General features: G+C 60.5%; 9 protein-coding genes and 1 pseudogene. 5 read left to right on the forward strand and 5 right to left on the reverse strand.

The features are described 5' to 3' along the window. Positions 1-8 precede the first annotated feature (8 nt). The gene (locus DIE23_RS36855; protein WP_124617555.1) at positions 9-1,298 is read right to left on the reverse strand and encodes an FAD-binding oxidoreductase; all 1,290 of its coding nucleotides are present in this window, start codon (positions 1,296-1,298) and stop codon (positions 9-11) included. Between the two features lie 719 nt (positions 1,299-2,017). Between DIE23_RS36855 and DIE23_RS36860 the strand changes: the two genes are divergently transcribed. Next, positions 2,018-2,788: a hypothetical protein gene (locus DIE23_RS36860; protein ID WP_124617557.1), complete on the forward strand. Its 771-nt coding sequence runs from the start codon at positions 2,018-2,020 to the stop codon at positions 2,786-2,788. Between the two features lie 25 nt (positions 2,789-2,813). Here the strand turns inward: DIE23_RS36860 and DIE23_RS36865 are convergent, their stop codons facing one another. The 3 genes from DIE23_RS36865 to DIE23_RS36875 all read right to left on the reverse strand — a co-directional run bounded on the left by DIE23_RS36865 (position 2,814) and on the right by DIE23_RS36875 (position 7,945). Next, on the reverse strand, positions 2,814-3,986 hold the full coding sequence (locus DIE23_RS36865; protein ID WP_409364275.1) for a hypothetical protein: 1,173 nt from the start codon (positions 3,984-3,986) through the stop codon (positions 2,814-2,816). A gap of 712 nt (positions 3,987-4,698) precedes the next feature. Next, positions 4,699-5,142, reverse strand: coding sequence for a hypothetical protein (locus DIE23_RS36870; RefSeq protein WP_124617561.1), 444 nt, complete (start codon positions 5,140-5,142; stop codon positions 4,699-4,701). 1,132 nt (positions 5,143-6,274) lie between these two features. Beyond that, complete coding sequence (locus DIE23_RS36875; RefSeq protein ID WP_185646607.1) at positions 6,275-7,945, reverse strand: phage integrase family protein; 1,671 nt, start codon at positions 7,943-7,945, stop codon at positions 6,275-6,277. 208 nt (positions 7,946-8,153) lie between these two features. Between DIE23_RS36875 and DIE23_RS36880 the strand changes: the two genes are divergently transcribed. From DIE23_RS36880 to DIE23_RS36895, 4 genes and pseudogenes are all read left to right on the forward strand, one after another. Beyond that, entirely contained in the window at positions 8,154-8,618 is a 465-nt protein-coding gene (locus tag DIE23_RS36880) for a hypothetical protein (RefSeq protein WP_124617565.1), read from the forward strand. Positions 8,619-8,715: 97 nt separating this feature from the next. Then, positions 8,716-8,960: pseudogene (locus tag DIE23_RS40575) on the forward strand (integrase); the annotation flags it as partial. Positions 8,961-9,824: 864 nt separating this feature from the next. After that, complete coding sequence (locus tag DIE23_RS36890; protein ID WP_124498480.1) at positions 9,825-10,196, forward strand: TIR domain-containing protein; 372 nt, start codon at positions 9,825-9,827, stop codon at positions 10,194-10,196. Between the two features lie 9 nt (positions 10,197-10,205). After that, complete coding sequence (locus tag DIE23_RS36895; RefSeq protein ID WP_124617567.1) at positions 10,206-11,177, forward strand: caspase family protein; 972 nt, start codon at positions 10,206-10,208, stop codon at positions 11,175-11,177. 310 nt (positions 11,178-11,487) lie between these two features. Here DIE23_RS36895 and DIE23_RS36905 read toward each other — a convergent pair whose 3' ends face one another. Next, positions 11,488-12,057, reverse strand: a complete 570-nt coding sequence (locus DIE23_RS36905; protein ID WP_124617571.1) for a hypothetical protein — start codon at positions 12,055-12,057, stop codon at positions 11,488-11,490. Between the last annotated feature and the right edge of the window lie 577 nt (positions 12,058-12,634).

Genomic DNA, 12,634 nt, shown 5'->3' on the forward strand with positions numbered 1-12,634 from the left:
CCGGTGCGTCAGACGGTATCGCGCAAACGGTACCAGGCCTTGCCGATCGCTTCCAGCGGCGCGGCGAGGCGGTCGCCGCCGGGGAAGCGCGGGTTGCGGATGCGCTGGTACTGCGCGAGCAGGCGATCGTCGCCGAGCACGGCATCGGCGACCGCGCGCGCGCCGGCGAGCGTCGGCAGCACGCCGTGCCCCGAGAAGCCCTGCAGCCAGAAGCGCTGGCCGCGGCGGCCGATGTCCGGCGTGCGTCGCATGCTGATGTCGATGTGGCCGCCCCACACGTAGTCGAGCGGCACGCCGCCCAGTTGTGGGAACACGCGTTCGAGGTGCGGGCGCGTCGCCGCCGCGATGTCTGCTGGAATCCCGCCGAGATACGTGCAGCCGCCGCCGAACAGCAGGCGGTTGTCGGGGCTCAGGCGGAAGTAGTCGGGCACGAACTGGTTGTCGATCACGCAGCTGTTCCGCGGCAGCAGCGAGCGTGCGACGTCCGGCGCAAGCGGCGCGGTCGCGACCTGGTAGGTGCCGACCGGCAGCAGCCGGCGCGACAACTCGGGATCGAGCCGGTCGACGTACGCGTTGCACGCGAGCACCAGCACGTCCGCGCGCACTTCGCCGTGCGCGGTGCGGGCGACGTGGCCGCCGGCCGTCTCGCGACAGTCGAGCACGCGGCTCTGCTCGAAGATGCGGCCGCCGGCCCGTTCGATCGTCTGCGCGAGACCGAGCGCGAGCTTCAGCGGATTCAGATGACCGGCCTCGGGATCGTAGAGCGCGGCGAGATAACGCGTGCTGCCGATCCATTCGGGCATCTCGTCCTGCCCGATCACGCGCAGCCGGTCGTAGCCCCAGCGCTCCGCTGCTTCGTCACGGGCCTGCGCGAGCATTGCGACGCGGCGCGGCCGCACCGCGGCCCACAGGCTGCCGGGGCGGTAGTCGATGTCGAAGCCGTGCCGTGCGGGCAGTTCGCGCACTTCGGCCGCGGCCCAGCGCATGCTGTCCCACAGCACGCGCGCGCCGTCGCGGCCGAGCGAATCCTCGAGCGGCTGCATGTCGCACGACCAGCCGAGCAGCGCCTGCCCGCCGTTGCGGCCCGACGCAGCCCACGCGACGCGGCTCGCCTCGAGCACGACCACGCGCTTGCCCGAGAGCGCGAGGCGCAACGCCGTGTGCAACCCGCTGAAGCCCGCGCCGACGACCAGCACGTCGGCGTCGATGCGCTCGTCCAGTTCGGGACGCTGCGGGATCGGCGCCGGATAGGTGCCGGCGTAGTAGCTTGCGACGTGACGGTCGGACTGCACGAACATGCGGACTCCCGTGAAATTTTCGCCGGTTAATTTCATGAAAAATTAGCACGGCAATTTCACAAGGGCAAGTGGGAGGACGGGATCGTCATCGTTTGGAAAATGAAAGCTCGCCGAGTCCGAGGAACTAAATGTCACCCATTTTGGGCCTCCGGCGGCCGAATTGGACATTCGGCAACATTGGGTGACATTCTGCTGGCAGCGCGCGGTGCGCATCAGGCGACCGGTGACAGGCGTCCGAACCACCGTCGCGAGGGCTTCCCAGCGCGCAACCACCGCCTAGACTGGAGCGCGGCTGATGCAATCAGTACATCGCGGCACGACGCGTTCGCGGGCTGCAACTAAAGTCCACCCACTCTTGCCGATCGCGGCCAAAAAGTTCACCCAATAATGCCGTTGTGATCTGAAAGTACACCCAATGTTGCCGCCGGCCCGACCAACCGGCGGAACCGCTCAACGACTCCCTCGCTGATATGGGAGCCCGCCTACGTAATGTGTATCCGATATCCCTCACAAATCGTTACGGAATTCCAGGGTCCGATTTCCAACACGAATTGCGTCGAGGGTCGCTCGTTCGCAACCCCGAATTCCGACATGAATTCCGTCGGCGAAGGCCGTCGACCTGCGAGTTTCGACACGAATTACGTGGACAAACTTGATGATCTCACCCAAACCCAGGTGGGTTTGTATAGTAAACCAGGTTTCGTTCAAGGGACCGCTCTATGGGTCGGCCGGCCATTACCTTTACGTCAGACGAATGGCGCGCGATCGCTGCGGCAGCCACGTCCGCCAATGAGGCTGCACCTCATCACGAGAATAACGAATTCCTCGACCAGTTTATCGCGGCCGTTGCACGCACTACTGGCCAGTTGTATGGCCAGACGCTTTATGAACGGATGCTATCAGCGGTTGGGATTCGCCGGCGACCGTCGGGGCTGACTTGGTCAAAAGCTATCCGTCGCGCTCGGGAGGCAGGATTGCCGGAGCCGCGGTCGCGTAATGTGCGCGAGGCTGGGGAGCCGATCGCGCCACCCCCGGCGGCCAGCCCCGGCCTGCTGCCAGTTGATGAGCGAAGCGACGAAATGATGGACCTTCGCGTGCGCGTGGAGGTCTCGGAGATGGCATTGCGCGACGCCTACGCTCGCCTGGCGAGATATGAAGCCGAATGCACAACCGTTAGCGTGCGCGCGATGTCAGCGGAGGCGCAGGTGCGGGAACTCACGCAGCAACTCGAGCGGGAGCGCGCCGAGCCTGACCAACGGACGGCGGAACTGGTGCAGCGCCTTGATGCATTGACCGGCGCGGTTCAGCGCGTGGCGGGACTGGAAAACCATATGCGTATGCAAACGGACAACCTGAGGCAGCAGATGTCCGAGCAGTGCCGTTATTGGAAAGGTCGAGCAGAAGCGCTTGACAAGGCACTGGCCGACGAGCGCGTCAAAGCCGATGCAATGCGACGAGCGCTTGGTAACCGAATCCTCCCGTCTGCATAGTCGTCAAGAGCGGACGGGGCCATGCTCAACCGTTACCGCCCTTCGGCAAAGCGCAACGATCGAGTATCGACGACGCGCCAATGAGGCACTCCAACTGATACCGCCGCAATGGCGAATGCGGTACGTCGTCATTGCCCGGAAAGACAATCAGGCCGCTGAACAGCTTGCCCTCCTGTTTGCGCACGCCGGCGGCGGCCGGCCCGGATTGTCGCAATTGCTCGCTTGACAGGCTCCTCCCCTGCTCGGTTGCCCGGCGGACGTCGTGGAGAAACGCTGAGCAAATCGCGCTCGTAAATGCCTGCATCTCTAGTCTTAAGACTGGCTGGTGTAACGCGCTCGGCAGGGGCACATCCGACCGCAGTGCATGGCGATGCGGATCGGTTGCGTGGTAGATGTCCCACTTGTGTCCTTCAAACCAGTATCTGGTTAACCCGACAGCTACTACGGGCGATGAATAAAGCGTGACGTCCGTCGCCCAGCGCTGTTCGAGCGCCCTTCCGATGTCCCGGAGCTGTCGTACGTGATCGGGCTCTCTGATGGCCCATCGGAGCAGCTTGCCAAGCGCGTTCCTATAAGCCGAACTTTTTACATGGTAGTCCGCTCGCATGCCGCCAGGGCGATTGGCCGACGCGCACCACTGAAACACATTCAACCTGCCGTTTGAATTCGCCGGATACCCTGGCATTGGCGCAAGGATATCGAACAAACTGGCGATCAGGTATTCCCCGGAATATCGGCCCGCCTTCCGGTCTGGGGATTCTATCGGCTCGAGTTCCGAAATCAGGCCGAGGACACTGGCATAGTCCCTCCACCATTTGTCCAGCATTCCAAAGTGAGCGGCAAGCGTGCCCGACTGATCTCTGAGGTCGATGTGAGCGTTCAGATCCGGCGCGGCTCCCGCGAGATATTGGCCACAGAAAACGCAGCGCACCCATCGCGCGTTGTGGCGGAAATAATCGTTGACGATCAAGGTGCCTGCGCCGCAATAGGCGCAAGTAGGTAACAACTGGCATGAATGAATCGGGCAGATGTGGAGTCCTCGAAACTGGTGCCAGACACTGTGGTACGCCGATTCGAGACAAATTGGACAGATTCGTAGCCGCTTCTCGAAGAGGAGATCGCGCAGCTTAGCTGAACCTTGGCTGACTTCTGTCGCGTTCCAGCCGGTCACGTTTGAGAATTTGCCCCGATCGACCATGCCGAGCTTTCGTTGTCCTGCCGTTTGGGAAAAAAGGTCGCGGGCGTCCCGGCGTCCAAGAACGTTTCGCCAGCAAGATCGCCAGAAAATGGAGATCGCTGATTCGAAAGGCAACGGGCCCAGGTCCGCCCCCGCCCGTCGATGGTGGTTATCGTCTCGAGCCGAGGAAGCGAAACTTATCGGTGGCATGACGTTTGGGCGCGAGTTCCATGAACGTGTCGGACTGGCTCGCGGGTCATCGCGTTGGCCCATGTTGCCAACGCTGGCAGCGCAGGGAGCCGATGCCAGCGCCCTACTCTCGTGTGCCGCTCCATTGTTCTGCGTGGTTGATATGCGTGCCGATTCGTGAATTTGAGCGGGCGGCACTACATGCTTATGCCATAACTTTGTCGGCACGAACACGCCCGCTTCCACACTTCCTTTCAGGCCCGACGCCGCAGATTGAGGGTGAGTCGGCACTTGGCGTACCAACGGCTCATGGCTACACGGACGGATGTCAAGAAGGTTGCGTCACGGGGCTTCCACAAACCAATTCAAAATTGAACTCCTTTCACGTCTGGCCTTGCCTGCCACGCTTTCACATACAGCAACTCATCAATTCGATGCCAGTGTTCCGCGTAATCGCGCAGTAGTTTGCCTACACGAAGAGATGACTTGATCGGTCAAACTCCGTGTAGGCGGCGGAGCGCCAACTGTGCGCTGATCCGAACCCTCAGGCAACGTAGCCACCGTGCATGAACTGTACCGCTCTGATGACATCCTCTGGGCGGTCAAGTGCATCCATCGGCGCGACCGGCTCGCCATCATGGTCACCCGTGCCGGCGATCCAACCGTTTGGGAAATGAAACCAGGCTGCGATTGTCCAAGACTCGTATCGATCGCCAAACACAGCAAGAAGGTCTTGAATGATCGGCAATGGCTGGCACATGGAATCGAACTGGTAGCCCGCGAAGTATTCCTTGTCGTCGAAGGCCACGCCGAATATCCGGCGACTTTTCTGCCAATCACTAGCCGGTTGCTTCTTGTCAACAGGAGGCGCACTCTGACGCGCGTTAATCTGCTCGGCCGTGAGCCATTCACCTGCGGCCATAATCTCCCTGTGTGTCGCTTCTTCGCGACGTCGACCATCTTCAACGATCTGGCTTAGACTCTTCATGATTCTCTGGATCCGCGAAACTGCCGAAATAAAATCACCATCTTGCTGGGCCAGCTGTCACCACAAACAGGCAGTTGAAGATGAAGAAAATTACCGGCTCCAATCGACAAGACGTCACGAAAGTTGTCACGGCGTCAGGTGTCACGGGCTACCGCACCAAGTCGATCGCGACCTTGCGCGCGAAGATTGCCCAGCCGTGCAGCGAAGACCGGTCGGTAAGACCAATCATAGACCCCGACCGACTACACCAGCAACGGTTCGCGCCCGATCGCCAGATGGCCAGGGGGAGCTACCCGTGGCTGCTCACGCCTCCGGCTCAGCCTATCGCGTGCCCCAAGGTCGACGTCGGCGTGCAGATTGGTTTGCCTTGCTCGCGGTCAAGGGCGGGAAGCGGATTGTTCAGGAATTCGCGAATCCGCGACTGGCGGCAGTGGACTACCTCGCTGGGGTACTGATGCGCTTGTCGTGTGGCGAGATACATGCGGCCGCGGTGGCTCCACGAACAGCTGTCGTCCTCTCGGGCCGCGTGGCGCCGGGAGATCTGCTCGCGTGCGCACGAAAGACGATTCGCCCTCGAACAGTACGCGCCCCCCGGCAATTTGGCGCTTCTCGGTGCGCGTGATGCCTGTCGCAATGCGCGTTCGATCAACGAAGAGCGTCGCGATGGCGAGTTGTGCGCACCGATGCCCCCGGAAAGTCGCGCGGATTCCGCTATCCGAAGTGGCAATTCGATGTGGCACCGGAACGCCTCCGGACGGTGTTGCGCATGTTCGCGGACGCACGTGCAAACTTCTGGGTGGTGCACGCTTTCATGATGCGCAGGCGCGAAGCGCCTCGACGGGAAATTGCCCGCCGAGGTCATTCCCGACAACCCACGGGACGTGCGGCGACTGATCGAACTCGTGGCACGCGACCTCCCCAGCGAACACGACGCCCTCTGGCAATGTGTCAAAGCAGTCCGTGGCGGGCCGATCCCCCTGCCGCCGATCGGCCCGACGCATATCCTGCGCTGCCCACTCGGTCAGCAAAAGGACGTCGGCGCGCTTTGCTTTAGCAGAAAGCGTTGGTTTAGCTGCGCAGCTAATACAGCTAATACAGCTAATGCAACACGCCGATATAAACCGCCTTCCACTCAACTCCGTGCGGCAAACGCCTGATCGAACTGCCGGGCTCGCTGCACTTCGTCGCTATGCAGATAGGTCGACGTCGTCGAGATCGACGCATGGCGCAGGTTGTCGCGCACCATAACCAACTCGGCGCCCCGCGCCAGCGCATGTGACGCGTGCGTATGCCGCATCCAGTGTGGGCTCGCCCGGCGCAGCTTCTCGGCCGTCCCAGGCCGCTCGCCCTGGATTGCGTCGGCCACCAGCACGAAGAACCGCCTCAGCACACGCCATAGCCGCGTGCTTTCGATGCCTGCGCCCTCCTCCTCGAGGCTCGCGACAAGCGGCGTCGCCGGGTTCCAGCGCGCGGGCGTGACCGGCAGCCTCCGCTGCACGAGATACTGGTCGAGCGCCGTCCGGGCCAGCGCCGGCAACGTCACCTTCCCACGTTTTCCGCCCTTACCGAGCACGTGCAGCCAGTGATCGCCGTGTTCGTCCCGGTGAATGTCAGCGAGCGTTGCGCCGACCAGCTCGCTGGCGCGCAGACCCGTGGCATAGCCGAAGTCCAGCAAAAACCGCAGGCGCTGGGCGGCTGGTTCACTCCAGCCATAGGACCATTCGAGGCCGTCGGCAACAGTGCGGATTAGCAGCCACTCGCCCTCTGAAAAGCCGCGCGACACGTCCAGTCCCGCGCGCGGTGCGTGGCTCTTGACCTTGACGCCAGCAAACGGATTCGCAAGGACGTAGCGTTGCTCGACAAGCCAGCGAAAGAGCGCCGACAGGACATTCAGTGCATACGCCGCCGAACGGGGCGACAGCGCGCCGATGAACGGTCGCCATTCAACACTGTGCCGCGGCCGCGACGGCCCGACCCAACGCTCGCGCGGCGTGGGCCGGCGCAAAAACGCCCGATACGCGATCGCGTCGTCGGTATTGATCGACGACAGTGCGCGGCCGCGCTCGACGATCGCCCACAGGATCAGGCGTTCCGCCTCCTTGCGGTAGGCACGCTGCGTCGTAGCGGATTCGTGCAGCGATAGCCACGATTGGATCGCTTCGTAGTCGTTGGGGGCGTTCAGCAAGCAGGCAACTCTCGGTGCACGGAATTGCCCGTGTGAGCCATCGACTTCGTGCGGTACGTGCAGTTGCTCCCACGGCACGATGTTGCCGCTCGGTATCGCGACGATCAATGCGCGCGCTCGTTCGGTCAGCGCCGGGTATGCGGCAAAAAACGCCTCCACGCGCCGCGCGCCGGCGACGCCCAGCCCTTCGATCGTGCTCCACCAACGACGCCGGCGCGGAATGCGCACGGTCAGATCGGCCAGCGTGCGGATGCCATGCGCACGCAAGGCAGCCACCACGCGTGCCGGCAACCACTGGTCAATCTCGTCGGCAATGTGCGGCAGCGGAGGTGGCAGGCTACGCAACGCAGCGATTGCGCGCGCGACCGTCGCACCCGACGCGGCCGACCGATCGCCAAAGGCCTCCGCCAGATCGGCCCGCTGACGACTGATCGCGAACGCGACTAGCGCGCGCCGGATGCGGCCGAGCACACCGCGCGCGGAGGCCCCGGGCGGCTTGCGCTCGCCCAGATAGCGCGCCACGGCCGCGCGTGCCTCAAGTCCGGAGTACCAGGCGCGCAGCGCGGCCAGTTCGGCGTCGTCGGGAAAGGTCGGTGATTGGGTCTCGCGCGTTTTCATGATCACCAGTTTAGAGTAAAAACGATGATGGACCGATAATGTTATTTATCTGCCCATGTGCGTCAAAATTCCAACAAATTCCTTTCAAGCGTTGTGGTCAGGCGTCCAATGCGGTGGCGGGCTTTTCTAGCCTCCCGTCACTTTCGGCTCCGTCGCCCTTTCACTGCGCTATACCCTGGTCTAACGGCACCGACCACATTCGACGACCATGATTGATTTCACGGAAGAGCAGATAGCAGCCAGAGAGCTCCGAAACACCGCCTACCACGAAGCGGGCCACAAGATGCTCTACGAGCGCTTCGGCGGTGCTGGCGACGCAGTCGTATGGAAAAACGAGAGTGGCAATTCAGACGAGAGCGCGTGGCTCGGCCAGTTCCGTCCCCGCACCTGCCCTGATGTGATGCGCACGATTGCTTTGAACCATGGGTTTGCCGTTCCCGAGCTACCCGCGAACTGGAGAATGCTCGTGGGCATGGCTGGTCTGTTGGCCGAAGAAATCCTGAGCGGCGAGACCAATGATACCGGCGCTATGGCGGATTCCCTGTTCCTCAAAATTTCCTTTGGAGAGGCATCGGCCTCCGACCTCGCGCTCATGGGCGTCACGGACATCGAGAGCTGCGGATTGAGCTATCACGTGGTTGACGAAGTCGTGCGGATGCTGCGCGAGGGATGACCGGTCGTGCAGAAAGAAGCGGAGTATCTGATAAAGACCGCTGCAAACTGACCCGACGTGCTACGGAATGGTGTGAGACATTACCCGCGTGCTGCATGTGATGCGGCGATTTTTCCGGCAGGCTGCCCATGCGATCAGAGCGGACCATTCCGCGATCGCCGCAAGGTTGCGACGCGCGAGTTCGCATCGGATCGGCCACACCCACGAAACCCGCGCGCTCTCGCCCGCGGAGCAGAACTGACGACGGTGTGCGATAACCTGCTCATGCATCGACCGCGACCACCATTATTTACCTGTGAGCGACGCACCGGCCAGATAAATCAGGAGTTCGCTGTTCGATAGTAAACCAGCCCGCATCGACCGATTGAATCCCCCTTCGGCCTTTCGCCCCAATGCGGGGGCTGCGGCAAGTTTCACACTGGAATGACCATTGCTGTGTCGTCTCGGGCGGCGAGTCGTCGGCTTTTCTCACCATTCGGGCCGGCTTTGTCCCTGGGAGCAAGGGGCGGACAGCTGACGGTCGCGGCATCGAGCGGGCCAGGCTCGCTATGGCAGCAAAGCGCATGATGCTCCTGCACTCCAATGAATGATCGCCCCCCCCTGGGCGGTGTGATCAGGGTGCACCAAAACACAACATGTTGTGCCGCACAATTAATTCCGTATCGTATTTTGTGTGCGGAGTTAACCTCAGACGCTTCGTTTGCGGTAGAGTTTACTCGTGGTTGCACAACGATGTAAAAACTACGGGGTGACGCCACCTGGTCAGCCGCCGAAATCTTGGCAAGCAAGGCGACTGCTTCTTTGGCAATCGTGACTGTATGTCAGCAATTCGCTGGCATGTATCAGTCATGTGTAATCAGGAGCATCAAGTAATGACCGAGAAACTAAAACCCGGGCAAATCGCGCCACGATCTGGCGAGTATGGAATTGTGGGGCCGCGAGGTGGCCAGACCGGGGATGAGCGGACGGCTGTGAAAGGTAAGCCTATGCCGCCTACGCCAAAGCCGGGGCAGAGCTATACGATGGACCGTCCGGCCCACAATGGCGCGGGTAAGCCCAAAAAGTAAGCGCCCCCCGCGGAGACGAGCTCGATCAAGGGCTCATCTCCCTTGACTAAGGCGAAACATTTCAAGCGCGGGCGAACCACCCCGCCCGCCATCATACGATGGTGGTCGCACATTTTTCGACGGATTGAATGGAGCACTAATGGCCAACAAAAAAGTGATTTTCGTGGCGTTTGCAATCGAGGACGAGAACCAACGCAACTTCCTCAAGGGGCAGTCCTTGCTCACCAACTCCCCTTTCGAATATATCGACATGTCCGTGAAGGAGGCATATGAAACAGATTGGAAGGAGAAGGTTCGCACCCGGATCAAACGGTCAGACGGTGTCATTGTCCTGGTGAGCAAGAACTCGGCCGCGTCTACTGGGCAGAAGTGGGAAATCGCGTGCGCCAAAGAAGAAGGCAAGAAGATTCTTGGTATTCGGGCGTACCGAGACGATAACAGCACAATCGCTGGAATTACCGTGAAAGACTGGACGTGGGACAACATCAAGGCATTCATCAATTCGCTGTAGGAGTTTGAAATGCGAAAGGCGCTCGTCGTCGGCATCGATTATTACGAACACATCGGCAGTTTAAGGGGCTGCGTCAACGACGCATATGGCGTCAAGACGTTGCTCGAGCGGGATGCAGACGGATCGCCCAATTTCGGAATGAAGCTCATGACTGCGTCGAGCGATCGTGATGCGATAAGTCGTCGGCAACTGAAGGATGCTGTTCAGGAGCTTTTCAAGTCCGATGACGAAGTCGCCTTGCTCTACTTCGCTGGCCACGGGCACGTCGAGTCTACTGGTGGCTACATCTGCGGCAGCGATGTACAACAGGGAGATGAGGGGCTCGCGCTGCCTGACATTATCGCGATGGCGACCAACTGCCGAGCGCAACACAAAATTATCATTCTCGATAGCTGCCATAGCGGCTCCATCGGAGATGACACCCTCAATCCTGCCGTTGCTGAAATCGCGGAAGGCATTACCATCCTGACTGCATCAAGCAAGGATCAGTATGCAAGTGAGGAGAACGGCGGGGGCGTATTCACGAACCTGCTCATTGATGCACTGTCAGGAGCTGCTGCCGATTTGCTGGGGCGCATCACCCCTGGGAGCGTATATGCACATATCGATCAGTCGCTTGGAACGTGGAGCCAACGTCCCGTCTTTAAGACGAACGTGAAAAGCTTTGTGTCGCTGCGGCGGGTAGACCCGCCGATCGACCGCGCCATTCTTCGCCGGTTGCCTGAATTTTTCCCGGCACCGGAAGCCACGTATCAGCTCGACCCGACGTTCGAGCCAGAGCAGCCGAGCCCCGGCCCGAATCCGCAGGCCGACCTGCAAAAGACGGCTGTCTTCGCATTGCTGCAAAAGATGAATAGAGTCGGACTCCTCGTACCGACGCAGGCTCCCCACATGTACTATGCGGCGATCGAGTCCGATTCTGTTCGCCTTACAGCGCTCGGCGAACACTACCGACGCTTGGCGTCCAAAGACCTAATCTGACTATGCCACCATTCGTTTCCAACGAGACTCTGGAGCAACTCGCCGCAGCCGAGCATGAACGTTGGGCTCACTGGCAACGCTACATGCACAGCAAAGCCCTTCGCAACAGCGACGGGAGCTTGACGATCCCGGCCGAGCTTGTCAGCAGATGGGAAAGACTGATGAAAACGCCATATGCCGAGCTTACCGAGGACGAGCGGCAGAGCGATCGCGAACAGGTACAGCGTTACTTACCGCTGCTCACAAAAGTAGAAAAGCCATAGCGATGGCGAGCCGGCACGAGTTGCTACTTGGCAGTCCGAGTTCGCACTCACTTGCTGGAGCGGATCTCGTAGTTTGCAAACGGTAGGAAGTGGGCGAGCAAGGCGCGCCACCAGCTAATGTGTGTCACATCCTGCGCTTGGCCTCGGGCCCTGGCGAGTTCGTTTTGGCAAATCCGGACGAGCAGGTTATACACCGGCGGTTCTCCGGATTCAATCTCTCGAATTCGGGCACTCCAAGCACTTAGCTGGTCCTCTGTGAAGGCACGCTCTCCGACAGCTTCAATCGCAGCTTCCAGCATCTTGAAGCTTGTCGCCAGCTCACTATGCCGACGAGCTCGCTCCGAAAAATCGAAAATCAGTGACGAGAAAGCAAGTATCGCGAATGGCAGCGCGTAAAACGGATGAGTATCCATGTTCACAAGCTTGACAAATGCAGCGCTGCCAAGAAGAAGTGTGAGGATCTTATCCCAACGGTCAAGAAGACCAAAGAAGCGCTCACGCTTCCGATGGTAAGCGGTCGAAAGTTCGGCCCGATTGAGGATATCGAATCGGCGCGCCCAGAGGTAATCGGCTTGTGAGTCGTCTTGCTGACTCTTTTCCTGGCTCGGGTCGCTCATTGAAAATTCGTTACTTTGATGGCGGCCGCTTTGGGACGGTTACCGGTTGCTGCTGACTCACAACGTAGCCTTGGTTGCTTTCGTTGAGCCGTCCGGTGCGACCAGAAGGCCCGCTCTTTTCGCGTCTGACAGCGCGGTCAGCCGAGTCGCCGACCGGCACTCCACGCTTGTCCCCGCTTTTGTTCTGCTTGTCTGCCATCGTTATATCCATTCCGCGCTATTTCGGCGCGCGATCCGCCGTTGCGTCGTACATTGCGCGGGAACACGATGTTGAGCGCCCACGGCCTTCGAAGCACCGCGTATTTTAACGGGAAATGGATTCACGCTCCAGTCGAAAATGCAGCGACGCAGACGGTATGATCGCGATACGGTGGACAAGCGACCGAGCAAAGTAAACGTCGGCGCCCGGTGTTCACTCACCTGGGCGTCTCAGTTAAGCCGCCTTCCTAAGAAGCTGTTGCGAAATTACGGATTGGGTCTGTTAACTTTTTCAAGAGGGTGTTAGACAGTATGACTCCGCGTGGCAGGGGCTGGCCTCTCGTGAGGAATCAAACGTGGGTTAGCATTTCTGCCAGAG

Source organism: Burkholderia sp. Bp9143 (genome assembly GCF_003853645.1).
In the GTDB taxonomy this organism is placed as follows: domain Bacteria; phylum Pseudomonadota; class Gammaproteobacteria; order Burkholderiales; family Burkholderiaceae; genus Burkholderia.

Bases quoted from the DNA above. Each gene is read 5' to 3' on its own strand.
- DIE23_RS36855 (WP_124617555.1), bottom strand. From the start codon at position 1,298: ATGTTCGTGCAGTCCGACCGTCACGTCGCAAGCTACTACGCCGGCACC.
- DIE23_RS36860 (WP_124617557.1), top strand. From the start codon at position 2,018: ATGGGTCGGCCGGCCATTACCTTTACGTCAGACGAATGGCGCGCGATC.
- DIE23_RS36865 (WP_409364275.1), bottom strand. From the start codon at position 3,986: ATGGTCGATCGGGGCAAATTCTCAAACGTGACCGGCTGGAACGCGACA.
- DIE23_RS36870 (WP_124617561.1), bottom strand. From the start codon at position 5,142: ATGAAGAGTCTAAGCCAGATCGTTGAAGATGGTCGACGTCGCGAAGAA.
- DIE23_RS36875 (WP_185646607.1), bottom strand. From the start codon at position 7,945: ATGAAAACGCGCGAGACCCAATCACCGACCTTTCCCGACGACGCCGAA.
- DIE23_RS36880 (WP_124617565.1), top strand. From the start codon at position 8,154: ATGATTGATTTCACGGAAGAGCAGATAGCAGCCAGAGAGCTCCGAAAC.
- DIE23_RS36890 (WP_124498480.1), top strand. From the start codon at position 9,825: ATGGCCAACAAAAAAGTGATTTTCGTGGCGTTTGCAATCGAGGACGAG.
- DIE23_RS36895 (WP_124617567.1), top strand. From the start codon at position 10,206: ATGCGAAAGGCGCTCGTCGTCGGCATCGATTATTACGAACACATCGGC.
- DIE23_RS36905 (WP_124617571.1), bottom strand. From the start codon at position 12,057: ATGAGCGACCCGAGCCAGGAAAAGAGTCAGCAAGACGACTCACAAGCC.